This window comes from Burkholderia sp. WP9, assembly GCF_900104795.1.
Taxonomy (GTDB): domain Bacteria; phylum Pseudomonadota; class Gammaproteobacteria; order Burkholderiales; family Burkholderiaceae; genus Paraburkholderia.
The window spans coordinates 1,279,517-1,306,437 of sequence record NZ_FNTG01000001.1 but is presented as its reverse complement, the minus strand read 5'-3'; the positions used below and the strand labels follow the sequence as shown (position 1 = coordinate 1,306,437).

Genomic DNA, 26,921 nt, shown 5'->3' with positions numbered 1-26,921 from the left:
CCGCTAAGCCAGCACATTCGAGAACACCCGGTCCGCGAGGCGATTCGAATCGGTGCCGCTGTTGAGCACGCCGACCGCTTTCAGGTCGTCGGCATAAAGCGAGATTTCTTTCCTGAACGCATCGCCGACCGGATGATGACGATCGGTGTGGCTCTTGAGCATCGCGCTCAGTTGACCCACGTTCGCGGATGGCGTGTAGACCGAGAAGATCGCGGCGGCATCGTCCGGATGATTCGCGGTCCACTCGGTGGCTTCCAGCAGCGCCTGGGTCAACGCCTGCGCGGTCGCGCGATCCTTGCGCACCAGCGAACCGCGCACGCCGAGCACGCAGCACGAACGCGTCTGGTATTCGCCGCACAGATTGTTCGACACTTCATAAAGGTGATCGGACTCGCGGATCGACCAGATGGTCGGGTCGCCATCCGCGATAGCCTGCACTTCGCCCTTTTTCAACGCCTCGCCCAGCAGATTCGCCGGATACTGCCGCCAGTTCACGTCACGCTCCGGATCCACGCCGATTTTCTTCAACACGATGGCGAAGAAATTCCTGGTCGGACTCGCCATATCGCTGACGCCGATCGTGCGGCCCTTCAGTCCGCCCAAATCGACAATGCCCGACGCCCGCGTCGCCAGCAAACGCATGCAGCCGCCGTGAATCCCGGCGGTCAGTTTCACGTCGAAGCCCTGCTCCAGCGGCTTGATCCAGCGCAACGCCATGCCGACGCCCGCGTCGGACTTACCGGTCGCGATCGCCTCCAGCAACTGATCGGTCGAGCCGGAAAAATTCACCAGCTCGACCTGCAAGCCGTGACGCTCGAAAAAGCCCTGCTTCACCGCTACGGCGACGGGCGCGGTGCAGATCGCGCCCGCATTCCACGAAAGCTTGAGCGGCTTGAGCGGAGCCTGCGGCGTTTGCGCGAAGGTCAGCGGGCCAGGCATCAGCACCGCACCGCCTAACGCCGCGGCGCCCGCGCTCCACGCCGTCTTGCGCAGCCATGCGCGGCGAGCCGGGTTTGGCGGAGCTTCATCGAAGGGATTCATGGTGAGTATTCCTCAGGTCGATTGTCGATTGTTCTATTCGTTCAGGTATCCAGACCGAGCTGGGCAAGCACCTCGCGGCGCAACGCGACCAGTTTCGGGTCGTCGCGATGGCGCGGATACGGCGCGTCGTTGCGCACCTCGGCGATCACCCGCGCCGGCCGCTCGCTAAAGACGATCACCCGGTTCGCCAGCAACAGCGCTTCTTCCACGTCGTGCGTCACCAGCAGAACGGAGAAGCGCGCGTCCTGCCAGAGGCGCGCGAGTTCGTTCTGCATGCGGATGCGCGTCAGCGAATCGAGCTTGCCGAACGGCTCGTCCAGCACCAGCAGCGCCGGATCGTTGACGAGCGCGCGGGCCAGCGCCACACGCTGCGCCATGCCGCCCGACAACTGATGCGGAAACGCCTCGGCGAATTCAGTCAGGCCGACCAGCTCCAGCGCGGCATCGATGCGTTGCCGCACCCGCGCGTCCTGCGAACCGCCGCGCCGGGCAAAGCCTCTGCGCTGCGCCTGCGGACCGACGCCGACGTTGCCGCGCACCGTGCGCCACGGGTACAAGGTCGGATCCTGGAACACCACCACACGCGACGGATCGGGCCCGGTGATCGCAGCGCCATTTGCCTGCACGCTGCCCTGGGTCGGCGCATCGAGCCCGGCGACCAGCCGCAGCAAGGTGGACTTGCCGCAACCGCTCGGTCCGAGCAGCGCGACGAACTCGCCCGGTTCGACGGCGAAACTCACGTCCTGCAATACCGGCAACGCGGCGCCGCGCAGCGCGAATCGATGGCTGACGTGACGCACGTCGATGCGCGCGCCGTCACGAACCGGCGCCGCGGCGGCCGGCTGATTCAATACCTCGGGTACGGCTACCATTTGAGCAATCCTTTTTGCCAGGCCAGCAGGCGGTCGCGCACGCGGAACAGCAGCGTGATCAGACCGGAGCACATCAGCGCCATCACCAGCAACGCGGCATACATATTCGAGTACGCCGCCCAGCCCTGCGCCCATTGCAGATACCAGCCGAGCCCCGCTTTCACGCCCATCATCTCCGCGACGATCAGCACCGAAAACGATGCACCGAGCCCCATGAACAGCCCGACGAACACCGACGGCAACGCGGCCGGAATCGCGACGCGCAGGATCAGGAACGCGGGCCTCGCGCCGAGCGTGCGGGCAATGTCGTAGTACGCGGAATTGACGCCGGCCACGCCCGACCACGTCAGCACGGCGACCGGAAACGCTGTCGCCAGTGCGATCAGGAACACGCTTGCGCTAAAGCTCGACGGAAAGAAGAAGAACGCCAGCGGCAGCCACGCAGTGGCCGGCAACGGGCCGATCAGCCGCAGAACGGGATGCACCCAATAACTCACGGCCTGCGACCAGCCGATACTCACGCCGATCGTGAAACCCGCAACCGCGCCGAGCAGATAACCGTAGGCAAGCAGGCCGAACGAATGCACGACGCTCGTGCCGAGCCGCGGATAGTCTTCGGCATAGACGCCGATCAACGCTTGCGGCGGCGCGAAGAACGGCCGCGGCAACCATTCGAGCTGTGCCGTGACGGCTTCCCAGGCGCTGACGCCGAGCGCCAGCGCGAGCAGCCACGGCATTGCCGCGAGCCATGCACCGATACGCGTGGAGGTTGCCGCCTTGCGCCCGGACGGAGCGCGCCATCCCGCGAGCGCCGTCGCAGCCGCGAATGCCGCGAGCACCAGCTTGAGCGCAATGAAGGTTTTCGTGTACGGCCAATCGTCGAGACTCGGCCACCACTGGGTCAGCGCCGCGCTGGCCAGCCACGCGAGCGCGGCAAGCCATGCAATCAGCACGCCGCGAGGGAGCGCGCGCCTGTTTGTGAGGCCCCTGGCATCGCCGGACTCCGCGTCGATATCAGGCCCTCGCGTCGCAATCGAATCGAACTGGGTGGACATAAGCGTTCCAGCCTCCTGCCTTGTTGAGTTAGCGCGAGCGCATACTGAAATCGTCTTCACGCGGGGTCTGGCTGCGCGTAATCCTCGCCGTCGATGTCATAGCCTGACGGCTCCCACCGAATCACCAGCAGCACGAGCAGCGAAGTCAGCGGCGCAATCGCGATCAGCCAGAACACCTTGGTGCCGAACGCGGCGGCCAGCACGGGGAACAGAAACAGCGACACGGTCGAGGCGCTGCGCACCAGCGTCTGGTTGAAGCCGACACCGATGCCGCGCAAGGACGTCGGATAGCTGAGCGACGCATACGTCATCGAATGCGAGCCCGGTCCGAAACCCTGTCCGAACAGGTAGCCGCCGAGCAGCAGGATCGCCACCACGACGAGCGCGCCGCTGCCCGGCTTGCCGATCAGGGCGAGCCCGATGAGCGAAGCGAACTGCAGCGAGTGGCCGAGCACCGTCATTTTCCAGGCGCCGACCGTCGGCGCCGTGCGCACGCCGATCAGGCCGCCCACGAACGCAAACGCCAGATTCAGGCACAGCGCCGCGATGATCGTGGTGAGCGGGCCCTGGTGAAAGAAGCTCGTGATGATCACCGGCAAGCCGAAGATGATTGCGTTGTAGCCAAACGAGGAAGCACTGCCGATCACCGCGGCGAGAATCGTGCGGCGCCGGTAAGTGTCGTTGAAGAGCACGCCGTAGTTGCGCCACGATGCGGCGCGCGGCTTGTTCACCGGCGCGGCGCCGGCTTCGACCACGGCGTCCACGCCATACGAGCGCTTGAGAATCCGCGCCGCCTCTTCCAGATTGCCCTGATTCGCGGCCCACACCGGCGATTCGCTGATATAGCGGCTGCGCACCAGAATGATCACAATCGCGGGCACCGCGCCGAAGGCCAGCGTCAGACGCCACAGCCAGCCGAGCTGATGCTCCGGCAGAATCGCGTACAGCCCGAGAATCAGCAGATAGCAGGTGCTCGTGGCCGCATACCAGGCGGGGCACCACGCCGCGACGCTGGCTGCCTTGTTGCCCTTGCCCGCCACGCGTGAGAACTCCGCGAGAAAGGCCATCGCCACCGGTAAATCGAGGCCGACGCCAAAACCCATCAAAAACCGCGCGCCGCCGAGCACCCATGCATTCGGCGCGAGACCCGCGGCAATCGCCGCGACCACGAAGAACAGCATGTCGGCCATGAACACACGATAACGGCCGATGCGGTCAGTCAGATAGCCGCCGAACAGCGCACCGAGAATCGCGCCGAACGTAATGGCCGATGAAACGAAGCCCACCTGCACCGGCGACAACGAGAACTGGCGCGCAATGTCCTTGATCCCGTATGCGAGCGAGGTGAGGTCGTAAGCATCGAGAAAGACGCCGCCGAGCGCGATCGCAATCACGATGCGTGCATTGCTGCCCTTGGCAGCGCCGGCATTGACGATACGCGAGACGTCTTGCGCGCTACGAATGACAGTGGGCCGCGCGGCGCTATCGGCGCTTGCCTGCGAGTCGGCGGCGGCGGGTGGGAAAGCAACAGTGGACATGATCCGGACTTCGCATGAGTGGCTGAAGCGTTGCATGGTAGCCATGCGATCGATGCCGGCAAAACGACGAATTTAACTATGCAAATCGGGAAATCCGCGCTTGCTTCAATGCACCACTTTGAAGCCACGCGCAGCCGGTACGGTTCGCACTTCTGCAGATTTTCTTATCTGCAATGATTGGTTGGATTCGAGCGCACGCGAATCTAACGTGTAGTTCCGACTGTGCGCCGACCTGAGCTTTCACACCCACTCGCACCCGTTCGCACCCGCTTCCTTCTCTCGATTGGTATTTGCGCATGCGCTATTTCCGTTTGCTGAAGACTTTCGTCGCGGTGGCGACACTCTCGCTTGCCGCGGCTCACGCCTACGCCGACAAACCGGCTGTGATCCGCATCGGCGTCGCGCAACAAGGCACCGGCGACCCGCCCTCTTTTGGCGGCTCGCCGGCGGCGACCGTGCAATTGCAGCAGTCGCTCGAAAAGGAATTCGCCGCCGACGGCATCAAGGTCGAATGGCTGTTCTTCAAGGGCGCGGGCCCGGCGGTCAACGAAGCGATCGCCGACAAGTCGCTCGACTTCGCCTTCCAGGGCGATCTGCCCGCTGTGCTCGCCCGCGCCAATGGCCTGAAAACGCACCTGCTGCTCGCCTCGGGCGTACGCACCGGCATCAAGGTCGCCGTGCCCGCGGATTCGGATGTGCACTCGCTCAAGGACCTCAAAGGCCGGCGCGTGTCGATCTTTCGCGGCACCAATCTGCAACTCGTCGCCGACAACGCGCTCGCCGCCAATCAGTTGAGCGAACGCGATCTGCGCGTGATCAATCTCGATACCGCGAGTTCGCTCGCGGCGCTGGCGTCCAAGGGTATCGACGCGTCCGTCAACGATTACCACGTGTACAAGCTGCGTGACCAGGGACTCGCGAAGGTCGTCTACGAATCGCAGAACGACGGTCCGCAGTTCACGCGTCAGTCTCATCTGCTGGTGCTCGACGACTTCGATCACGCGCATCCGGATGTCGTGCAGCGCGTCGTCAATGTGTTCGTGAAAGGAGCGCAATGGTCCTCCGACGAAGGCAACCGCGATGCGCTCTTCAAACTCTGGGCCAAGAGCGGCGTGCCTTACTCGTCATGGCAGGCCGAGTTCGCGAATCAAAGCCTGAAGGATCGCAATTCGCCGCTGATCGATCCGTTCATCGTGGCGCGCTACAAAGCCGTGGCCGACGACGCGTTGAAACTCAAGCTGATTCGTCAGCCGGTCGAAGTGGACGGCTGGTTCGAAACGAAGTATCTCGACAACGCGCTGCGCACGCAAAACCTCGACCACTACTGGACGCGTTACGACGCCGCGGGCAAACCGCTCGGCTAACGCTCAGCCACCTCACCGGAGCGATCACGATGAGCGAAACCGTAATCCACGTCGAACGTGAACGGCTTGCGTCAGCCAACGTGCCGCACGCGTCGCTATTGCGCGATGCGCGGCTGCGCGCAATAGCGTGGCGGCTCGCGCCCTGGGTGTTGCCCGCCCTGCTGCTCGCGCTCTGGACCGTGGGCTGCGAGCGCGGCTGGATCGCACCGCAAATCCTGCCGCCGCCCGAGCGTGTATTCGACACGCTCGTCGAACTTGCCCGCAGCGGCGACCTCGCGCGTAATACGCTGATCAGCCTGCAACGCGTGCTGCTGGGCTTTGGCGCGGGCACGCTGTTCGGTTTCGCGCTCGGCGCGGCGCTGGGTCTGTCGCGCAGGCTCGAGGCTTATGTGCTGCCGAGCTTCAATGCTTTGGTGCAGATTCCCGTGCTCGGCTGGCTGCCGTTCCTGCTGTTGCTGGTGGGTGTGGGCGAACCGCTCAAATACATTCTGATCGCGCATGCGGCGCTCGTGCCGGTCACGCTGAGCACGCTGCAAGGCTTCCGGCAAACGCCCGCCGCGCTCGATGAAGTCGCGCGGGTGTTCGAATACAACGGCTGGCAACGGATTGTCTATCTGGTTCTGCCCGCGGCCGTGCCGACCCTCGCCACGGGAGTGCGGCTCGCGTTCACCAAGGCATGGCTCGCGCTGGTGGTCGTCGAACTGGTGGCGTCTTCCGAAGGACTCGGCTATCTGATCGTCTATGGGCGGCAGCTTTTTCAGCTCGACCTGGTGATGGCGTCGGTGGTCATGGTGGGCGCGATTGGCTATGCGGTGAATCGGGCGCTGGACGCACTCGAAGCGCGTTTGCGGCGCGGACAGCCGTCGGCGTTCCGCGAGTGATGGCATGCAGGCGCACGAACACGCATCGATACGGACCAGCACACCGCAGGACACCCCAAGACACACCCGGACACCCCAGGCGCAGCCATACGCACCGACCACGCACCACCGGCAGCCACGCCCGCCAAGCGCCGCCCGTGAGGATACCCCAATGACTCTCGCCCTCTTCAAACGTTTCACCCTGTCGCCCAAGTCCGCCGGCGATACCTGCGACTGCGCCGCGCCCGCCGCTTCCCAGCGCGCCGCCCGGCCGCGCCGTCCGTGGCTGGCGCGCTTCGATTGGCGCGGGAGCGTCTTGCCCATCGTCGCGATTGCGATCTGGTGGGCCGTTTCGGAGGCGCACGTGGTGAAAAGCGGCCTGCTGGTCAGCCCCGCGCAGGTGCTTGCCACCGCATGGCAGCAGATCATCAGCGGCGCGCTGCTGAAGGCGCTCTCGGCCTCGCTCGCACGCGAAGCGAGCGGCTTTTTGATCGGCACGCTGGGCGGCCTGCTGCTCGGCAGCGTGCTCGGCTTCTCGCGGCTTGCCACACGCATGATCGGGCCGAGCTTCGACACCTTCAAGCAGATTTCGCTGTTCGCGTGGATTCCGCTGATCTCCGTGTGGTTCGGTCTGGGCGACGCGGCGAAAGTCGTGTTCCTCTCGCTCGCCGCGCTTCTGCCCGTCACCGCGCACACCTGCGACGGCATCCACGCCGTACCGCGCGCTTATATCGAAGTCGCGCGCGCCTTCCGTTACTCGCGCTGGCAACTCATTCGCGCCGTGATCCTGCCGGCCGCGCTGCCGTCGATCTTCACCGGCATCTATCTCGCGCTGATCTATTCATGGCTCGCCACGCTCGGCGCCGAATATCTGCTGGTGGCCGGCAGCGGCATCGGCAATACGCTGATCGACGGCAGCGAGCAGTTCCGCATGGATCTGGTGCTGTTCGGCGTGATCGTGGTCGGCATAACCGGCTGGGCATTGAACGCGCTGGCGCGGGCCGTGGAACGCGCGATCTTCGCGCGCCGGCTCCAGTCCGCCGTTCGATGAACCCGCAACTGAACTCTCACCGCCCGGACCGCTCATGACATCTTCCACGCTCTCCGACAGCATCGACATTCTCCACGTCAGCAAACGCTACGCGCAGCAAGGCGGCGCACCGCTCGCCGTGCTCGACGACATCAGCCTGCGGGTGCGCGCCGGCGAGTTCGTCAGCGTGCTCGGTTCGAGCGGCTGCGGTAAATCCACGCTGCTGCGGCTGATCGCCGGACTGGACACCGACTATAGCGGCGACATCGTGGTCGCGGGCGACAAGGTGCGCGACACATCGCTCGAACGAGGCATCGTGTTCCAGGATCACCGCTTGTTTCCGTGGCTCACGGCTTCGCAAAACATTCTCGCCGCGCTGCGCAATGCACCGCTTTCCGCAGCGGAAAAACGCGAAGCCGTGGCGGAACATATCGCGCTAGTCGGGCTCAAGGGTTTTGAACATGCCTACCCGCACCAACTGTCGGGTGGCATGGCGCAGCGCGTGGCGATTGCGCGCGGCCTCGTCAATCGCCCGCGCGTGCTGCTGCTCGACGAGCCATTCGGCGCACTCGACGCGCTGACGCGCGGCCGTTTGCAAAACGAGTTGCAGCGCATCTGGGAACACGAACGCATCACGATGATCCTCGTCACGCACGATGTCGATGAAGCGCTTTACCTCGGCGATCGCGTCGTCACGATGGCACCGCGCCCCGGCCGTATCAAGCGGATCGTGGACGTGGCCTTGCCGCGTCCGCGCGAGCGCCATGACCCGCGCTTCATCCGCTTGCGCGACGAAGTGCTGGCCGACTTCGCCGGGCCTGACCGCGCGCGGCACGAACCCCATACGGACGATACGCCGCAAGACGGCACGCGCATTCCGGTAGCAAGTCCCCCGATCACCGAATGGCGGCTCGCGTGGTGACACGCCCGCTGTCCCATTCGCACAACCACCCTTCACGGAGCAGACGATGAGCGGCGACAAACAGCCGAAGCGGCAGATCAGACTGGGCGCCTTCCTGATGGAGACGGGCCACCACATCGCCGCGTGGCGGCATCCCGATGCGCATGCGGGTGGCGGACTGGACTTCGCGCACTACGCGGAGCTCGCGCAGATCGCCGAGCGCGCCAAATTCGACGCGATTTTTTTCGCCGACAGCGTGAGCGTGCGCGATACCAATCTGCCCTCGCTATCGCGCACCGCGCGCGCCGATCACTTCGAACCGCTCACCTTGCTGTCGGCGCTTTCGGTCGTGACGAGACATATCGGCCTGATCGCGACGGTGTCCACCACGTTCAACGAACCGTATAACCTCGCGCGCAAATTCGCGTCGCTCGATCATCTGAGCGGCGGCCGCTCGGGCTGGAACCTGGTGACGTCGAGCACGGAATCGGAGGCGCTCAATTTCAGTTTCGATCGGCATCCGGAGCACGCAGTCCGCTACGAGCGCGCGAGAGAGTTCTACGACGTGGTGGCGGGCCTATGGGATAGCTGGGAAGACGACGCGTTTATCCGCGACAAGAACAGCGGCGTCTATTTCGATCCGGACAAGCTGCACGTGCTCGGCCACGCGGGCAAGCACTTCAAGGTGCGCGGGCCGCTGAACGTGGCGCGTTCGCCGCAGGGTTGGCCGGTCGTCGTGCAGGCGGGCGCGTCCGAGGCCGGGCGTGAACTCGCGGCGCAAACCGCCGAGGTGATCTTCGTCGCGCATCAAACGCTCGACGAAGCGCAGTCGTTCTATCGCGACGTCAAAGGGCGTCTGGCGAAATACGGGCGCGCGCCGGACCATCTGAAGATCATGCCCGGCATTTTCCCGGTGGTCGGCCGCACCCAGGAGGAAGCCGAAGCGAAGTTCGCCGCGCTCCAGGACCTGATTCATCCGACCGTGGGCCTGTCGCTGCTGTCGAATATGTCCGGCGGCGTCGACCTCTCCCAATACCCCGTGGACGGACCACTGCCCGAACTGCCGGAAACCAACGGCGGCAAGAGCCGTCAACGCCTGCTATTCGATCTCGCGCGGCGCGAAAACCTGACGATCCGCGATCTGTATCTGCGCATTGCCGGTGCGCGCGGCCATCAGCAGGTGGTCGGCACGCCGCAAAGCATCGCGGACCAGTTGCAGCAGTGGTTCGAGGAAGAAGGCGCGGACGGTTTCAACATCATGTCCCCCTGGTTGCCAGGCGGACTGACGGAATTCGCGGAACTGGTGGTGCCCGAGTTGCAACGGCGTGGGCTGTTTCGCACGGAATACGAGGCAGGCACGCTGCGCGGCAATCTCGGGCTGCCGCGCCCCGCGAACCGATACGCCAGTGCCACGCAGCAGGTCGCGGCCGCAGCCGGCCGATAAAACGCCGGCGCTCACACCGTCGCGCCCGTTCTCTTTCGCAAGGAGTTTTTCATGAGTGCAGCCGCAGTGCAGGAAGTACAGTCGATTCAGGTCACGCCGCTGTCCGCGCATATCGGCGCGGAGATTCACGCTGTCGATCTCACGCAGAAGCTGGATGCGCGCCAGATCGCGGAGATTCGCGCGGCGCTTCTGAAGTGGCGCGTCGTGTTCTTTCGCGAGCAGTTCCTGACGCACGAGCAGCATGTTGCGTTCTCCGCGCAATTCGGCGAACTGACCTTGGGACATCCGGTGTTCGGCCACGTGGAGGGGCATCCGGAGGTCTATTCGATTTCGAAGTACCGCAAGGCCACGCGTTTCGAAGGGCAGACCCTGCAACGCCCCTGGACGGGCTGGCACACGGATGTCACGGCCGCGGTCAATCCGCCGTGGGCGTCGATCCTGCGCGGCGTGACGATTCCCCCTTACGGCGGCGACACGCAGTGGACCAACCTGGTCGCCGCCTATCAGAAGCTATCTGCGCCGCTGCGTTCTTTCGTCGACGGACTGCGTGGCGTTCACCGGTTCACGCCGCCGGCCGGCGCGAGCGGAACGCAAGCGTTCATCCAGGCCGTCGAGCAACGCGCGCTCGTCACCGAACATCCGCTTGTCAGGGTTCATCCGGAAACGGGCGAGCGGGCGCTGTATGTCAGCCCGAGCTTCCTGAAATCCATAGTCGGCGTGAGCCCGCGCGAAAGCCAGGTGCTGCTCGAACTGCTGTGGGAACACGTGACGCGGCCGGAGTTCACCGTGCGCTTCAAATGGGAGGCCGGCAGCGTCGCGTTCTGGGACAACCGGGCAACGGCTCATCTCGCGCCCACGGATATCTTCGATCTCGACTTCGACCGGCAGCTGTATCGCACGACGCTGGTCGGCGACGTGCCTATCGGCCCGGACGGCGCGCGGTCGGTGGCGATCGAAGGTTCGCCGGTCAGCGCCGCCGCGGCCGTCGCCTTGAACTGAGGACACCGCCGCGCGCTTGCGATCGGCGGGACATCGGCATGACATCGCCATGACTTAGGCACGGCGCGCGCAAATCCGCCAGACCCTCAGTGCTCACTCGACTCGCCCCATGTCTCTCGGCTATCTTACGGACTGGGACGATCGAAGGGCACAATATGGCGACGTTTCGTGGCATTGCGGCAGTCTTACTGTTCACGCTGCTGAGCGCCTGCGCGAGCTTGCCGCCGCAGGCCGGCCGCACCGAGACGCACGCACTGACGGACACGGACAACACCCGGCTTGCCGCCGCCTTCGTACCGCAGGAGCGCAAGCACCCCGACAGCAGCGCCTTTCACCTGTTGTCCAACGGCGTCGATGCCCTGCTCGCCCGTATCGTGCTCGCGGAAGCGGCCGATCGCACGCTGGACCTGCAGTACTACATCTGGCACGACGACCTGACCGGCCGCCACCTGGCGAACGCGGTGCTCAAAGCGGCCGATCGCGGCGTCAGGGTTCGCGTTCTGCTGGACGATCTGGGCACGGGCGCCGACGACAAGGTTCTGCTCGCCATCAGTTCGCATCCCAACATCAAAATACGCCTCTTCAATCCGGTCGCCAACCGCAGTTTCAAGAAACTGGGCACGGCGCTGGAGTTCAGCCGGATCAACCGTCGCATGCACAACAAGTCGCTGATCGCGGACAATCAGGCCGCCATTCTGGGTGGCCGCAACATCGGCGATGAGTACTTCGGCGCATCCAGCGAGGTCGATTTCGGCGACCTCGACGTGCTGACTTTCGGACCCGTGGTCCATCGCGTCTCCAACGCCTTCGACGAATTCTGGAACTCGGATGCCGCCTATCCGATCGTCAGCCTGACCGGACATGCCGCCGAGCCGGACGCGCTGCCGGCCTATCGCGCGAAGCTCACGGCGTTCATCGCATCCGAGCATGATTCGCCCTACGTCACGCAGGCGAGAGCCAGGCTCGGCGAAACGCTGGCTGCGCGCGACACCGACTTCTCGTGGGGCAAAGCGACCCTGCTCTACGACGACCCCGCCAAGATCACCCGCTCGCCGGACGATCCGCAGGGACACTTGCTGTCGCAGTTCAATGCGTTGCGTATCGAGCCCGCCAAGGAAGTGCTGGTCATCTCGCCGTACTTCGTGCCCGGCAAAAAAGGCGTGGCGTGGATGCGCGCCCAGACACAGCGCGGCGTGCGTGTCACGGTGCTGACGAACTCGCTTGCCGCAACGGACGTTGCCGCCGTTCACGCGGGATATCAGCGTTACCGCAAGGATCTGCTCGACGCCGGCGTCCACCTCTATGAATTGAAACCGGCTGCCGGCGAAGACAGCGGCGGGAAGAAGAAATCGATTCTCGGTTCCTCGAAGGCTTCGCTGCATGCGAAGACCTACGTATTCGACCGGAGCAGCGTCTTTATCGGCTCGATGAATCTCGATCCTCGTTCCATCACCCTCAATACGGAGATCGGCGTGTATTGCGAAAGCCCCCCGCTCGCCGCACAGGTCGCCGATGGGCTCGAACCGAAGCTGGACCAGATCGCGTGGCGGCTCGAAACCCGCACCGATCCCAACGGTACGAGCAGGATCGTGTGGATCGACACCGCGCCGGATGGCAAGGTGACCGAGAGCGGCGAACCCGGCGTGTCCGGCATGAAGCGTGTCGGTATCTGGTTCCTTGGCTTGCTGCCGATCGAATCGCAGCTGTAACGCGGGACCGCGCTGATTCAGCGGCTCAACTTCAGCGAAACAACTTCAGCGGATCAACGTTTGATCTTCAGATACGCACGGCTGATCGTGGGCCGTGTATGCACCCACAACCGCGAAGCCAGCCATGAAGCCGGCTTGTTCCGTACTTCGAGGCGAGTAATCGAGCGCGCCGTTCCGTCATTGCGGCCCGAATAGTTCGAACCCGGCTCGCACGTGTAGAAATGGCGGAAGCCCGCCTGAGCCGCGATGCGCCGATAGTCCGCGTCGTGATAGCCCTGCGGCCAGCACAGGTGATCCGACACGCCGCCCAGCTTCTGCTCCAGCGCGGCGCGTGCGCTCGCGAGATCGGCTGACAGTCCCGCGCATTTCTCCTCTGCGTGAGAGGACACTTGATCCCATCTCACGTGGCTATGCGTGTGACTGTGAAATTCGAACGTGCCGGCTTCACGCATGGCATGAATCTCGGACCATCGCAGAATGGCGCGGTCGGGTTCGCCGTTTTCAATCGCCCGTTCGCCGTCGTGGTGATTGAGCAAGGCAGGCACGTCGCCGCCCGAGCGCGCATGCTCGCGCACCGGCCCTTCGCCGATCCAGCTCGTCACCAGAAAGCACAGCGCGGTCAAGCCGTGCGCCTGCAGAACCGGATGCGCATGCACCCAGTTGTCGAGGTAGCCGTCGTCGAAAGTGAGCACGACAGATTTCTTCGGCAAGGGCTCGCCCGCCAGATAGGCCGACAGTTGCGCGCTGCCGACGGTCGTATAGCCCGCAGCGGCCAGATACGCCATCTGCTCGGCAAAATGCTCGGGCGACACCGTGATCATGCCTGGCGCGGTACTGATATGGTGATACATCAGCACCGGCACCGCGCGTGCGAACTTCGTCATGCTGTCGCCCGCCATTGGCCGTAGTAAGGGCGCCGGGCATAGATGCCGCGCATATAGCAGTCGATGGTCTCGTTCGCCATGGCGTCGACCGTGAAACGGCTGTCGGTCTTCAGACGCGCCGCAAACCCCAGGCGCTCGCGCAGCGGCGCATCGTCGATCAGACGCGCAAGCGCGCTTCTCAATGCATCGATATCGTGCGGCGGCACGAGCAGGCCGTTCACGCCGTCGTCGATCAACTCGGGCACGCCGTCGACCCGCGTGCCGATCACCGGCAGACCTGCCGCCATCGCTTCTATGAAGGATTGGCCGAGCGCTTCCTGATGTGTCGGTAAAACGAATAGATCACATCCGCGCAATACGTTGGCAATGTCCGTGCGAAATCCGAGCAGATGGATGCGATGGGCCAACCCCATGCCATCGACAATAGCCTTGATCTTGTCGAACCACACGCCGTCACCGGCCATCACGACATGCAGGTTGGGCCGCTCGGCCAGCATCGGCTGAACCGCTGCGATGAGATCCTCATGGCCTTTCTTCTCGCGGATGATCGCCACCATTCCGGCAACCACGCTCGTGGCGTCCAATCCGAGTTCGTCGCGCAGGGTGGAGCGTGTCAGCGCTTCCGGCTTCAGGATGCCGTCGTAAATCGTCTCCACGCGGCTTTCATGCACGCCCGCCGAAATCAGATACTTCCGCACATGATGGCTGACCGCGACGACGCGATGCGGCAGCCAGTTATACGTGGCCAACGACGTGATAGGCAACGCCAGATGCCGCGTGCGCACGATAAACGGTGTCCGCGCCAGCCGCCCCGCCATGCCGGCGACGAGGCTGTCATGTCCGCTATGGGTGTTCAGCACGTTGAAGCGGCGACGCTCGAGCAGCGTCCTGATGGTCAGCATGGAGCGCAGGTCGCCGCCGCTACGCATACGCGCATGATGCACTTCGAAGCCTTCGGCGCGCGAACGGATGCCGATGCGCGCGTCTTCCGGGCACACGAGCTCGACGTTATGGCCGAGCGAGCGCAGCGCGATCATTTCCTTGAGCGTGCGAACCTCCTGACCTCCCCATCCACGCGACGACTCGCTGTGGAGAACGCTTAATGCTTTCATTGCGCTGACTTGCCTTACGGCAACCTATCCTGTCTACGACGTGCGGCTCGTAATCGTTCGTAATATTTACCTCGGACCAGTGCGGTCGTCAGGCAAACGCTTTGTTCATGGGGGCGCAGCGATGTGGAAGTGAACTCAACCTGCTATCGGTCGATGTCCATTTAACGGCCTGGCATGACTTCTCGTTGACACTCGACTTTCAAGTCGATGCTGGAGTATTTGGGTGGCTTCCGGTTTTGTAAATAGGCAAACATACCGTTAGGGTCGGCTCGCATAGGCGCAAACGTTGTCGTGGGGAAAGTGTTGTTTTTGGGCTTTCAAAGCGCCGGAGGGAAAAGGGTGAAGACAAAAAAGCGCTTGACTACTGCTGGCATTCTCCGTCTATCAATTGCGGATGATGTCTTTGAGCGGGCGCTGGTCGAATGTGTCCAGGGGGTTTCAGCGTTCGCGACGCGTTCGCCCCTCAATGCCGCGAATCCGTGCTCAACGCAGCCACTTGCGCACGTCCTTTTCCCACTCCGGATCGCCGCAGCCTTGCGGGTTTTCCGGGCCAAGCACGGTAATGTAGCCGCGGCTCTTCATGCATGACTCGTAGGCGCGAATTTTCGTGCATTGATCCTGGCCAGCGTTCTTCGAGACCGCTTTGCATTGCGCGATCGACCTGTCCATTGGACCGAAGTCCATATCGCTCGCCTGGTTGAGCATGGGCGCGTCGGCGCCTGACGCGGAAAACTCGACCGGGCCGGTTTGTGCGCAAGCATTCAGCAGACTGGTCAACGCCACGATGAAGAGAAACTGAACACGTGGATGCATGGGCGACTCCTGCTCGAAAGAGGTTGCAAAATCATACGGTCGCATGGACAGCGGCAGCGCGCTTCCCAAGCGGTTGCTTATGTGGCGTCTGTCTCCGCACATTTTCAATCCGCCGGTTCTTCAAATCTGTTCAACGGTCCCGGCAATGCTTTGTCTTCACGTTTTATCCTCGCCCGGTCCGCATTCCTGCGAAGCACCGCGCCGATCTCTTTCCACACAGGAAAACGCGGCGCAGCGTCTCCCGCATAGTTCGACCGGACGGCGGCGATCAGCCTCGCGGCATCCTGATCCCCGGCGGCGTCGATATTATCGAAACGGGCCGGGCGGCCGAAGTCGCGCCCTCTATCCATCCACGCATATAACGCAGGAATGGTCCGCCGCCACTCGCCCTTACGCGCGGTCGTTGCCAGCTTGCGCCAGGCGAGCGCGTCGCTTGCCAGCCAGCGTTGGCGCGCTTCGCTGAACGCACGCTGACCTCGCCGAACCAACGACGCGATACGCGTGCGCAAGGAAATCAGAAGGATCAGACCCAACACGACAAGACCACCGGCAATCGCTTCGCGTGCGTGGATCACGATGATTCTATGCGGCGTACCCTCGCGCATGGCTTCCAGAGGAATCTCGAACAGCGGCTTTTCCCGTACGGGAGCGGCCGAAAAACGCACCGCCGGCAACACGATCGTTTCCTTGCGCCGCGTAGTCGTGTTCCACCATTCGATCGTCACCGGCGGCAGGCTGAACGTGCCGCTGCGATCGGCCACGTAGCTCGCGCTGTCGGTGCGCTCGCCGGCGACGAGTCCGGCGCGATCTTCGACGATGTTGCGTGTCGTCGAAGGTCTCGCATAGCGCTTGAGTCCGTGCTCGTCCCCGAGTATCGCGGGTGGAATAAGCATCGACTCGGTGCCGGCGGCCCGTTGCGTAATCGTGCGCGTCAGCGGCGCGCCAACGGCGAGATGCGCCGGCGCCGGTTCGATTTTCTGTTCGACGGTGAGCTTGGGCACGGCGAAAAATGGGCTCATGCCTTCGGCCCCGGGCGGCAATGTCGCGACGAACTTCAAGGCCGGCGTATTCACCTGGGCCGGTCCTTGCATGCCGCCGGGATACACCGTAATGGTCAGCGGCGCGATCTCGTAAGTTTTGCCGGCCTGCGGCGCGATCCGGTACGCGCGGCTCACGCCGAACCAGCGCGTGCCGTCGATGTCCTCCGAGAGGTTGTCGGCCTGCTCGTCGGGCAGGTTCACGATCGCGTCGGCGACGGTGAACAAAGGCCAGTTCGGCGCTTCGGTAAACCATGTAGTGGTCAGCAGATCGACGACGAGCTTGACCTCGCTGCCCGCCACGACCGGCCCGGCTGGTTCGAGATGCGCGCGCGCCATGATGCGCGGCGCGGGATCGGCCGCCGCGGCCCGGGCTGCAAGCAGGGAGACCAGCGACGAAAGCAGCAACGTCACGAGCAGCGCAGCGCTGCGTGGAAACCGCATCATGGCGCACCACCCGTCTTGGCCGCGGATTCCTGCTCGAAACGCTGTTGCAGAAAGACAGCGGGCGATGTGTTCAGATTGCGCATCCAGGCATCCTCGCTGGGACGCGGCGCCGCTTCGATGACCGCTGTCGTGCCCCTGCCCTTCTTCTTGTCCACCTGCACCTGGTCGGGCGGATCTTCCTCGGGATCGGCGTCGTTCTGTTTGTCTCGCGCGAGCAGCGTTTGCAGGTAAGCGCGATTGGCCGCGGCCTGGGCGAGTAACGGTTGCAGTTTGAGCGCGTTGTCGTAGGCCTTGATCGCGCCCGCATAGTCGTCGAGATGCGCGAGCGTATTGCCGATATAGAAATACGACTGCGCCGAGTTGAGACGCGAGAAGGTTTCGAGCGCGCCCGCGTAGTTCCCCGCCAGATACTGCGCGCGTCCCTTCCACATCGGATCGTCGAAACGCGCCGCGGCCGCCTTGTAGTTACCGTGTTCGAGATGCCAGCGCCCTTGCTGGTCGTGCGTCGCGAACAGATCGAGCCACTGCCACGGCGCCGCTTGCGCCGGACGCGGCAGCGCGCCGAAGGCAAGCGAGATCAGCACGACCGGCAGCCACTTGACGGTCCAGCCGCGCCGGAAGCTCCACAACGCAAGCAGCAGCAATGGCAACACGAGCCAGTAGCCGCTTTCCTTCCAGCGCGGCTCGATCTTCGTTTGCTCCGCTTGCGCGAGATAAGCCTGCGCGCGATGCTGGACCCACGACACATCGTCGTCGTCCGCGCGCATGCTGGCGAGCGGAATGCCGGCGTCGCGCGCGACATGGCGGATCGCGTCGGCGTCGAAGGTGCCCAGCAGCGGATGGCCTTCGGCGTCCATCTGGATCATGCCGTCGGGACCGCGAATCGGACCGCCGTGCTCCGTGCCGACCGCGAGCCAGAGCAACTGGTGCCGCAGCGATTTCGCTTTCTGCACGAAGGCGTCCGTACCGTCTGCGTCGAAGCCGTCGCTCATGAACACGATCGTGCCCGCCGCCGGGTCATTCGCCAGAAGCTGCTCGGCAACGTCGAGGCCGGCCGTCGCGTTCTTGCCGTCACGCGGCATCAGCGCCGGCGACAGCGCGGGCACGTAGAGTTCGAGCATTGCCGGGTCTTCGGTCGGCGGCACCACCAGGTGGGCGGTCGCCGCGAACACGACGAGTCCCGTGCGCGCGCCTTTGCGCGCTCTCGCGAGATCGAGCACCTTCTGTTTCGCGCGTTCGAGGCGGGTCGGCGCAATGTCGGTGGCATCCATTGAATGAGCCAGTTCGAGTACGACCACGAGCGGCGCCTTGTCCTGATTGAACGGCGGACGCTCCTGCTGCCACGTCGGTCCCGCCGCGGCAAGCGCGCCGATGCCGAGCAGCAGCGCCAGCGTATGAACGGGCTGAAGCACGCGCCGTTTCGCATCACCGACAATCAGATGTTCGAGCAAGGCTGGCGCAATCACACCGCGCCAACGCGCACGGACGTCGTTGCGGCGCAGCCAGACGAACGGCAGCAGGAGCGCCGGAATCAGCAACAGCAGCCACGCCGGCCGCAGAAAATGAAACGCCGTGAGGTCAATTTCCATGCTGCGCCTCGCTGACCGGCACACCTTGCGCGCGCTGCGCTCGCCCAGTCGAGCGCAGCAGCGCGACCAGCAACGCCAGCACATGATAGAGCGCGAGAATGAATAAGCCCGCTGCGACCGGCACCCAGAAATAGTCGCGCTGCGGCCGGTAGATTTCCCGTTTGATTTTTTCGGGCGTCAGTTTGTCGAGCGTGGCGTACACATCGGCGAGATCTTTTTCCTGGCCTAGCGCACGAAATGCGCGGCCACCGGTAATGCTCGCAATGTGCGCCAACGCATCGAGGTCGACGCGATCCTCGCCGGTGGTGGCCGGGTCGCCGATGCCCACCGTATGCACCACGAGCTTGTGCTGCTTTGCGATCTCGGCGGCCCGCTCGGGTGGGATCGCGCTGCTGGTGTCGTTGCCGTCGGTGAGCAGGATCAACACTTTCTCCTGCGCGTGCGAATCCGCCATCAGCTTGACCGTCAGGCCGATCGCGTCGCCGATTGCCGTGCGTGGCCCCGCCATGCCGATCTGCATCTGATCGAGCAGGATCCGCACGCTGTCGTGATCGAGCGTGAGCGGCGCCTGCGGATAAGCCGCGTCGCCGAACACCACGAGGCCGATGCGGTCGCCCTTGCGCTTCGCCACGAAATCGGCCACCACGCGCTTGACGGCGCCCAGCCGGTCCATACGCTCGCCGGCCGGATCGACGAAATCGCGCGTGGCCATCGATCCTGACAGATCGATCGCAAGCATCAGGTCGCGTGCGGGTTCGTCGCGCACGATTGGCGGCTCGACGAACACGGGTTTCGCCGCGCCGGTCACGAGCAGTATCCACAGCACCGGCAGCAGCAAACGCAACAGCCAGTGGCGGCGCAGGCGCACGCCGCCGGGCGCCGGTTTTTCTCCCGCGGCCTGCGCCATTTCGTGGAAGAACGGCACGCGCACGGCCATCGCCGTGCTGCGATATGCCGGCACCAGCCACCACACCAACACGGGCAGCGGCAGCAGCGCGAACATCCACGGAAAATCAAACTTCCACATGATGATGCTCGATCCAGTCTCGCGCGTGCCGGATCAGCGCGGCGGCGTCGTCCGGCGAAAGACGGGCGACCTGCTGCGGCGGTGCGTAGCTTGCGAGGGTGAGCAGCGGGCCGGTTCGCTCGTCGAACCGGCCACACGTGCGGCGCAGAAAGTCGAGCCACGCGTCGCCGGTCAGCGACGCGACCTGCTCGCGCGGTGCGACTTCGAGCGACGTGCGTTTGAGGAGGCGAGGAATCGCGGCGAGCATGGCCGCGCGCTGCATCGGGTCCGCCTGGCCGGACGCGAGACCCGCTTCGATGCCCGCCAGTTCCTTTAACGCATGACGCCGGTAACGCTCGCGCCGATAGCGCCGCCGGGCAGCCCATGACATCAGCAGGACAGCACCGAGCAGCACGATTGCGACGAACAGCCAGCCAATCGTTTGGGGTACGTACGATACCGGCGGGGGCAGCGGCAACTCCTGCAAGCCTTGCAGCTCCGCCGACGACCCGGCCGGAGCGAGCGTAGCGTTCGAGGTGCCGCTCATATGCCGCTCCCCCTGGCAGGCCGCGCGCGTTCGCCGAACAGACGGCGAACCTGATCGACGGCGGGTTCGTCGGTGGACAATGCCATGAGCGGCACGCCGCTCGTACGCAGCAATTCGCCCACTTCAGCCGTGCGTCCGCTGAACAGGCTCGACAGCGGCTCGCGCACCCGCTCCTGCTCGATGCGCAATTCGACCTGCAAGCGTCCTTCGCTGACCACCAGCGTACGGCGGCCAGGCATCTGCTGCCAGAGTGGATCGACGATCATCGCCGCGACGACGTCGTTGTGCGCCGCGAGTTGCCGCAACAGTCGACGCGTGCGATCGCCCGCCCCGGCGAAATCGCTGACCACGCAAATCAGATAGTCATGCCCTGCAAGTTGAAGCACGCCTTCGAGCGCGGCGTCGAGCTGGTCGTATGCGGTTCTGGCTTCGCTTCCGGCATGCAGCGCGCCGTTCATCGCGGCGAGCGCGCCGAACAGGGTCTTGATGCGGCTGCGGCTGCGCAAGGGCTTGATCCGCGTGAGCTGGCTGTCGTTGAACAGCACACCGCCGACGCGATCGCCCGCCGCGAATCCCATCCACACGGCAAGCGCGGCGGCCTCGGCGGCCACGACCGATTTGAACGCGCGGCGCGAGCCGAAAAACATGCTCATGCGCTGATCGACGACGACCAGCAGCGGCCGGTCGCGCTCTTCGGTATAGGTGCGAACCTGCGGTTTGCCGAGCCGCAACGACGCCTTCCAGTCGATATGGCGGACGTCGTCGCCCGGCAGATAGCCGCGAATCTCTTCGAAGTTCAGGCCGCGCCCGCGCAGACGCGATGCGTGCGCGCCCGACAGCACGCTCGACACCGGCGCGGGCGCGACGAAACTCAGCCCGCGCGCCTGAAATTCGAGCTTCGCGAGATGCGCGGCGTCGACATATACGCTGCCGATGTCGGTAGAGGACAGCACGGCCATGCCACTCCTGCGCATTCAAAAGACACCGGGTTCAGGCCGGCACCGCGACCTTTTCGATCAGGCGGTCGATTACCCGGTCGGCGTTGATATTGTCCGCGTTGGCATCGTAGGACAGTATCAGCCGATGCCGCAGCACGGGATGAATGACGGCACGCACGTCGTCCGGCGTAACGAAACTGCGTGCCTGCAGCCACGCCTGCACGCGGCTCGCGCGGTCGAGGCCGATCGCGCCGCGCGGACTTGCGCCGACTTCGATCCACTTGCCGAGGTCCGCGTCGAGTTGCGCGCCGTGACGTGTTGCATTGACGATCGACACGATATAGTCGTCGATTGCGGGCGCAACGACAATCTGCCTGATTTGCTCGCGCACCGCGAAGATGATGTCCTGCGACAGCACGGACGGCGCCTCGGCGGACGCATTGCTCTCCTGCCGCAGCAGGCGCAGCATCGCGACTTCACTGTCCGGCGACGGATAGCCGATCAGCACTTTGAGAAGAAAGCGGTCCATTTGCGCTTCGGGCAATGGATAAGTGCCTTCCTGTTCAATCGGATTTTGCGTGGCCATGACGAGAAAAAGCGCGGACATGCGGTGCGTTTTTCCCGCCACTGAAATTTGCCGCTCTTCCATGGCTTCGAGCAATGCGGATTGAACCTTGGCCGGTGCGCGGTTGATTTCGTCCGCGAGAATCAGATTGCCGAAAATGGGACCCGGTTGAAAACTGAGTGTGCGTTCGCTGCCCGATTGCAGCAGCGTCTCCGCGCCGGTAATGTCCGACGGCAATAAATCCGGCGTGAACTGGATCCGACTCATGGTTGCCGCGAGCCGTGTGGCAATGGCCTTGACCGTGCGCGTTTTGGCGAGTCCCGGCAGACTTTCGAGAAGCACGTGGCCGTCGGCGAGCAACGCGATCAACACCTGCCGAACCACGGACTGCTGGCCCACGACCGCCTGATTCACACTCGCTTCGAACTGCAGAACGGTGTCGCGCATCGTGCTTTCTCTCTCCAGTCATTTATGTCAATCTGATTGGACGACCCGAATGCCCATGCCCGCTGTCAGACACGTTAATGCAATGGTCCGCATTCGTCAAAGTGTCTCACGTGCATGGTTAAAAAAAGATATGAAATGTCGTCAAAAAATTGCTACTCTGCAACTGCTTGTTTGCGCGAGTGCAGCATCGTTACTCTGTATCGCTAAGCTTGTCCCAGTCTTGAAATGCCAGGCTTGAAATAAAGAGTCGACCGTCATATACGACGACCCGGCCGTTTCACTCCATGAGAGAAAAGATGACGAGTGCAAGAGATCGAGGGCCCGCGAAGTTGTCACAGCCGTCGTCACGCCTGTCGTCACACCAGCACGGGGCGGCCGCAACCACTCTCTCGCGTTCCGGTGGCATGCGCAAACTTTTGCTATGGGGCACCCTGCTCGTCATGCTCCCTGCTTGTGTCGGCGCCGCAGTCAGTTGGGCCTTCACGCCGCACACCCCCGCTCATTCGGCCATCGTCCTCGGCGACGGCACGCATGGCCCGCTCGGCATGGCGTGGGTGCCAGGCGGACAGTTCCTGATGGGTAGCGACGCCAAACAGGCGCAACCCAACGAGCGTCCCGCGCACAAGGTCAAGGTGCATGGCTTCTGGATGGACCGCCATCACGTCACCAACGCCGAATTCCGCCGTTTCGTCGAAGCCACCGGCTACGTCACCACCGCAGAGAAGAAACCCGACTGGGACACGCTGAAAGTCCAGTTGCCGCCCGGCACGCCCCGCCCGCCCGAGAGTGCGATGGTGGCGGGTGCCATGGTATTCGTCGGCACCAACCGCCCTGTGCCGCTAGACGATTATTCGCAATGGTGGCGCTATGTGCCGGGCGCCGACTGGCGTCATCCGACCGGGCCGGACAGCAACATCATCGGTAAAGACGATCATCCGGTGGTTCAGGTCTCCTACGAAGACGCGCAGGCTTATGCGAAATGGGCCGGCAAGCGCTTGCCGACCGAAGCCGAATGGGAATTCGCCGCGCGCGGCGGTCTAGAGCAGGCCACGTATGCGTGGGGCGAACAGTTCTCGCCTGACGGCAAACAGATGGCCAATGTGTGGCAAGGCCAGCAGCCGCAGTCTTTCCCGGTCGTCAATCCGAAAGCCGGCGGCGCGCTCGGCACGAGCCCGGTAGGCAGTTTTCCGGCCAACGGCTACGGCCTTTCCGACATGACCGGCAACGCGTGGCAATGGGTTGCCGACTGGTATCGCGCGGATCAGTTCAGACGCGAGGCAGTGAGCACCAGCGCGATCGACAACCCGGCAGGTCCGCGCGATTCGTGGGACCCCGCCGACCCGGGCGTCCCCGTCGGCGCGCCCAAGCGCGTGACACGCGGCGGCTCGTTCCTCTGCAACGAAACCTATTGCCTGAGCTACCGGCCCAGCGCGCGACGCGGTACCGACCCCTACAACAGCATGTCGCATCTGGGCTTCCGGCTGGTGATGGACGAGGACACCTGGAAGGAAGCCGGTGCGCGCCAGGCGTCGGCAAAAGCCGCCGGCGCGCCCGGCATCCCTGGCGGTTAACGTACTGAACTGTTGTACTGGACTGTTGGTGAAACCCCGTGTTTCGCGCCTGCGATCTGTCGGCGCGCGTTGCGATTGACCGTGTGAACGAACCGGAGCCCGGATGCACCTGCGCCATCAGTCTGTGTGGTCGAGCCGTGCCTTGCGCCTGATACGCGTAGCGTGCGTTGCATTCAGTCTCGCGGGCTGCGCCGCGCCGCACGACGGCGTCGCACCCTCCCCAACGACAGCGAGCAAGCCTGCCGCCGCATTGCCCTCATGGCGTGACACGCCCGCGAGACAGGCAATCCAGTCGTTCGTTGCCGACGTGACCCGTGAAGGCTCGCCGTCGTTCGTGCCGCCTGCGGAGCGTATCGCCGTATTCGACAACGACGGCACGCTGTGGAGCGAACAGCCGCTGTATTTTCAGTTCGTCTTTATGCTGGAACAGGTAAAGGCGGCCGCACCGCAGCATCCCGAGTGGAAAAACAACCCGGCCTTCAAGGCGCTCATGGCGAAAGACTACGGGGCGCTCGCGAGCCAGCAGAAAGCGTTGCTGCAACTGGTCGCGCTCGCCAATAGCGGCATGACCGTCGACGACTACGACAAGTCCATCCGCGCGTGGCTGGCAAGCGCACGCCATCCGAAATTCGGCCGGCCCTATACCGACCTCGTTTACAAGCCGCAACGGGAATTGCTCGCCTACCTGCGCGCCAACGGCTTCAAGACCTTCATCGTTTCGGGCGGCACGATCGAGTTCATGCGGGTCTGGGCCGAAAAGGCTTATGGCATTCCGCCCGAGCAGGTGATCGGCTCCAGCCAGGTCGTGCAGTACGAAGTGCGCAACGGCCAGCCCGTTCTCGTGCGCGAGCCGAAACTCGATTTCGTCGATGACGGGCCCGGCAAGCCCGTCGGCATCTATCGCAACATCGGACACAAGCCCATTCTCGCGTTCGGCAACTCCGACGGCGACCTGCAGATGTTGCAGTACACGGCCGCGAGCCCTCGCCGGCATCTCGCGTTGCTCCTGCACCACGACGACGCCGTGCGGGAATTCGCTTACGACCGCGCGTCGAAAGTCGGCAAGCTGGACAAGGCGTGGGACGAGGCCGTCGCCGACGGCTGGACGGTGGTGAGCATGAAAGACGATTGGCAAACCGTCTTTCCCGCACCGCAGCAGTGAGCGGCGGCGAGAAGCGGCGCGCGGCAAGTTCAGGCCGTGGGCTGCCGGCGGCCGACGAGGGGCGACCGCATCACGCGGAGCAATGCGTGACGGGTGGATAAGAGTCAACTCCATTGGAGCGACACGATGACAAACCTGTTGAAACGAGGGCGTTACGCGTTGGGGGCTGGCGCATTAGCCCTTGCCGCGTTCGGTGCGGTGATTTTTCCATCCATCAACGCACCGGCCCAAACCCAACCGGCGGCCAAACCCGCCCCTACGAGCGCGCCGCAACCGGCCGCGAAGTCTTCGGCCAAGCCGAACATTCTCGTGATTTTCGGCGATGACATCGGGCAGGCGAACATCAGCGCCTACACGCGCGGCGTGGTCGGTTACAGAACACCGAATATCGATCGCATTGCTAATGAAGGCATGATCTTCACGGATTACTACGCCGAGAACAGTTGTACGGCCGGCCGCTCTTCGTTCATCACCGGTCAGTCGCCGTTGCGCACCGGACTGTCCAAAGTCGGCGCACCGGGCGCGCCAGTCGGCTTGCAAAAGGGCGACATGACTATCGCCCAGGCGCTCAAGCCGCTCGGCTATGCAACCGGCCAGTTTGGCAAGAACCACCTTGGCGACAAGAACGAGTACCTGCCGACCAATCACGGCTTCGACGAGTTCTACGGCAACCTGTATCACCTGAACGCGGAAGAAGAACCGGAGCGCCCCTATTGGCCGAAGGACAAGAACGATCCCTACGTGAAGAACTTCTCGCCGCGCGGGGTGATTCATAGCACCTCGGACGGCAAGGTTCAGGACACCGGCCCGCTCACCACGAAACGCATGGAGACCATCGACGACGAAACCGGCGCGCACGCGGAGGAATTCATCCGCAAGCAGGTGAAGAACGGCACGCCTTTCTTCGTCTGGATGAACTTCACGCGCATGCACGTCTTCACCCACGTGCGTCCCGAGTTCAGGGGCAAGAGCGGCATGCCCGGCAACGAATATGCCGACGGCATGTGGGAGCACGACCAGGACGTCGGCAAACTGCTCAAGCTGCTGGATGACCTGAACATTTCCAGGAACACCATCGTCGTCTACACGACCGACAATGGGCCGAATCAGTTCTCGTGGCCCGACGCGGCGACCACGCCGTTCCGCAGCGAAAAGGACTCCAACTGGGAAGGCGCGTTCCGCGTACCGGCCATGGTGCGATGGCCGGGCCATATCAAGGCCGGCGAGACCTCTAACGGCATGTTCTCCGGGCTCGACTGGTTTCCGACGCTGCTGGCCGCCGCGGGAGACGGCGGCGTGAAGGACCGGTTGCTGAAAGGCTGGGCGCCTAAGGCGGGAGGCACGAGCTTCAAGAACCATCTTGACGGGTACAACCAGTTGCCGTTCCTGACTGGACAGACGACCCAGGACCCGCGCACGGAGTTCTTCTACTTCGACGACGACGGACAATTGGTCGCGATGCGCCGGGATCAGGATGGCAACGCTTGGAAGGCGGTATTTTGCGAGCAGCGTGCCAAGGGCAACCTCGACATCTGGCAGGACCCGCTCGTCTGTCTGCGGTTGCCCAAGCTGTTCAACCTCCGCATGGATCCTTATGAACGGGCGGACATCACCTCGGATCAATACAACGACTGGGTGACGAAGAACGTCTACCTGAACGGCATAGCGACGCTCAAAGCATCGGCATTCCTGCAGACCTTCGTCGATTACCCGCCGAGCCAGCGGCCCGCGAGCTTTAGCGTGGACGGTGTGCGCCGGCAGGTCGACAAGAAGATCGACGAGTCGTTCAAGAAGCGCGGACTCGAGTAATACGTTTCAGCAGGCGCCGCACTTGCCGGCTTCCATTGGCATGTGCGGCGCGTTTACGCTTCGGTTTTCAAGTCCATTCACCTCGTCTCGACGCACTGCATCCGCGCACATTATCCGATGACCCAAACGTTGGCTCACCGCGCCAAAAACTCTCGCCGAGAGCGTCGCGCACAAGAACGCG

The 26,921-nt window shown here is 63.9% G+C and carries 23 protein-coding genes; 10 read left to right on the top strand and 13 right to left on the bottom strand.

The features are described 5' to 3' along the window. Positions 1–3: 3 nt before the first annotated feature. Genes BLW71_RS05845 through BLW71_RS05830 form a run of 4 tightly spaced genes read right to left on the bottom strand, consistent with a single transcriptional unit; the run spans position 4 to position 4,506 of the window. Complete coding sequence (locus BLW71_RS05845) at positions 4–1,041, bottom strand: ABC transporter substrate-binding protein (protein WP_091794011.1); 1,038 nt, start codon at positions 1,039–1,041, stop codon at positions 4–6. Between the two features lie 41 nt (positions 1,042–1,082). Continuing rightward, positions 1,083–1,913 carry an ABC transporter ATP-binding protein gene (locus BLW71_RS05840; RefSeq protein WP_091794008.1) on the bottom strand — a complete coding sequence of 277 codons (831 nt, stop codon included), beginning with the start codon at positions 1,911–1,913 and terminating at the stop codon, positions 1,083–1,085. Next, a complete protein-coding gene (locus BLW71_RS05835; RefSeq protein WP_091794006.1) occupies positions 1,907–2,968 on the bottom strand; it encodes an ABC transporter permease in 1,062 nt (353 codons plus the stop codon). Before BLW71_RS05835 ends, BLW71_RS05840 begins: the two co-directional genes overlap by 7 nt. A 56-nt stretch (positions 2,969–3,024) precedes the next feature. Beyond that, a complete protein-coding gene (locus BLW71_RS05830) occupies positions 3,025–4,506 on the bottom strand; it encodes an MFS transporter (RefSeq protein WP_091800488.1) in 1,482 nt (493 codons plus the stop codon). Positions 4,507–4,802: 296 nt separating this feature from the next. Here BLW71_RS05830 and BLW71_RS05825 point away from each other — a divergent pair, with 296 nt between their 5' ends. The 7 genes from BLW71_RS05825 to BLW71_RS05795 all read left to right on the top strand — a co-directional run bounded on the left by BLW71_RS05825 (position 4,803) and on the right by BLW71_RS05795 (position 12,813). Next, complete coding sequence (locus tag BLW71_RS05825; RefSeq protein WP_091794004.1) at positions 4,803–5,870, top strand: ABC transporter substrate-binding protein; 1,068 nt, start codon at positions 4,803–4,805, stop codon at positions 5,868–5,870. Positions 5,871–5,899: 29 nt separating this feature from the next. Continuing rightward, complete coding sequence (locus tag BLW71_RS05820) at positions 5,900–6,751, top strand: ABC transporter permease (RefSeq protein WP_091794002.1); 852 nt, start codon at positions 5,900–5,902, stop codon at positions 6,749–6,751. A 151-nt stretch (positions 6,752–6,902) separates the two neighbouring features. Beyond that, complete coding sequence (locus BLW71_RS05815; protein ID WP_091794000.1) at positions 6,903–7,781, top strand: ABC transporter permease; 879 nt, start codon at positions 6,903–6,905, stop codon at positions 7,779–7,781. 34 nt (positions 7,782–7,815) lie between these two features. Beyond that, positions 7,816–8,682, top strand: a complete 867-nt coding sequence (locus BLW71_RS05810) for an ABC transporter ATP-binding protein (protein WP_091793997.1) — start codon at positions 7,816–7,818, stop codon at positions 8,680–8,682. Positions 8,683–8,728: 46 nt separating this feature from the next. Then, positions 8,729–10,105: an LLM class flavin-dependent oxidoreductase gene (locus BLW71_RS05805; RefSeq protein ID WP_091793995.1), complete on the top strand. Its 1,377-nt coding sequence runs from the start codon at positions 8,729–8,731 to the stop codon at positions 10,103–10,105. Between the two features lie 51 nt (positions 10,106–10,156). Beyond that, positions 10,157–11,104 (top strand): TauD/TfdA dioxygenase family protein, encoded by a 948-nt coding sequence (locus BLW71_RS05800; RefSeq protein WP_091793993.1) that lies wholly within the window; start codon positions 10,157–10,159, stop codon positions 11,102–11,104. A 155-nt stretch (positions 11,105–11,259) separates the two neighbouring features. After that, a complete protein-coding gene (locus BLW71_RS05795) occupies positions 11,260–12,813 on the top strand; it encodes a phospholipase D family protein (RefSeq protein ID WP_091793990.1) in 1,554 nt (517 codons plus the stop codon). 53 nt (positions 12,814–12,866) lie between these two features. Here the strand turns inward: BLW71_RS05795 and BLW71_RS05790 are convergent, their stop codons facing one another. The 9 genes from BLW71_RS05790 to BLW71_RS05750 all read right to left on the bottom strand — a co-directional run bounded on the left by BLW71_RS05790 (position 12,867) and on the right by BLW71_RS05750 (position 22,198). Then, complete coding sequence (locus BLW71_RS05790; RefSeq protein WP_091800485.1) at positions 12,867–13,697, bottom strand: polysaccharide deacetylase family protein; 831 nt, start codon at positions 13,695–13,697, stop codon at positions 12,867–12,869. Then, on the bottom strand, positions 13,694–14,809 hold the full coding sequence (locus BLW71_RS05785; protein WP_091793988.1) for a glycosyltransferase family 4 protein: 1,116 nt from the start codon (positions 14,807–14,809) through the stop codon (positions 13,694–13,696). The genes BLW71_RS05790 and BLW71_RS05785 overlap by 4 nt, the downstream gene beginning before the upstream one ends. A 483-nt stretch (positions 14,810–15,292) precedes the next feature. Beyond that, positions 15,293–15,622, bottom strand: a complete 330-nt coding sequence (locus tag BLW71_RS05780; RefSeq protein ID WP_091793986.1) for a hypothetical protein — start codon at positions 15,620–15,622, stop codon at positions 15,293–15,295. A gap of 104 nt (positions 15,623–15,726) precedes the next feature. Then, positions 15,727–17,106: a BatD family protein gene (locus BLW71_RS05775; RefSeq protein WP_091793984.1), complete on the bottom strand. Its 1,380-nt coding sequence runs from the start codon at positions 17,104–17,106 to the stop codon at positions 15,727–15,729. Then, positions 17,103–18,695, bottom strand: a complete 1,593-nt coding sequence (locus BLW71_RS05770) for a vWA domain-containing protein (RefSeq protein ID WP_091793982.1) — start codon at positions 18,693–18,695, stop codon at positions 17,103–17,105. Before BLW71_RS05770 ends, BLW71_RS05775 begins: the two co-directional genes overlap by 4 nt. Next, positions 18,685–19,722, bottom strand: coding sequence for a vWA domain-containing protein (locus tag BLW71_RS05765; RefSeq protein WP_091793980.1), 1,038 nt, complete (start codon positions 19,720–19,722; stop codon positions 18,685–18,687). The genes BLW71_RS05770 and BLW71_RS05765 overlap by 11 nt, the downstream gene beginning before the upstream one ends. Next, positions 19,709–20,248: a DUF4381 domain-containing protein gene (locus BLW71_RS05760; RefSeq protein WP_091793978.1), complete on the bottom strand. Its 540-nt coding sequence runs from the start codon at positions 20,246–20,248 to the stop codon at positions 19,709–19,711. Before BLW71_RS05760 ends, BLW71_RS05765 begins: the two co-directional genes overlap by 14 nt. Beyond that, a complete protein-coding gene (locus tag BLW71_RS05755) occupies positions 20,245–21,207 on the bottom strand; it encodes a DUF58 domain-containing protein (protein WP_091793977.1) in 963 nt (320 codons plus the stop codon). Before BLW71_RS05755 ends, BLW71_RS05760 begins: the two co-directional genes overlap by 4 nt. 31 nt (positions 21,208–21,238) lie before the next feature. Further along, on the bottom strand, positions 21,239–22,198 hold the full coding sequence (locus BLW71_RS05750) for an AAA family ATPase (protein ID WP_091793975.1): 960 nt from the start codon (positions 22,196–22,198) through the stop codon (positions 21,239–21,241). A gap of 404 nt (positions 22,199–22,602) precedes the next feature. On the opposite strand from BLW71_RS05750, the gene BLW71_RS05745 reads away from it, so the two are divergent. The 3 genes from BLW71_RS05745 (at position 22,603) to BLW71_RS05735 (ending at position 26,740) form a co-directional block, all read left to right on the top strand. Continuing rightward, positions 22,603–23,769, top strand: coding sequence for a formylglycine-generating enzyme family protein (locus BLW71_RS05745; RefSeq protein WP_091793973.1), 1,167 nt, complete (start codon positions 22,603–22,605; stop codon positions 23,767–23,769). 103 nt (positions 23,770–23,872) lie between these two features. After that, a complete protein-coding gene (locus BLW71_RS05740) occupies positions 23,873–24,931 on the top strand; it encodes an HAD family hydrolase (RefSeq protein WP_091793971.1) in 1,059 nt (352 codons plus the stop codon). A gap of 126 nt (positions 24,932–25,057) precedes the next feature. Then, on the top strand, positions 25,058–26,740 hold the full coding sequence (locus BLW71_RS05735) for an arylsulfatase (RefSeq protein WP_091793969.1): 1,683 nt from the start codon (positions 25,058–25,060) through the stop codon (positions 26,738–26,740). Positions 26,741–26,921 lie beyond the last annotated feature (181 nt).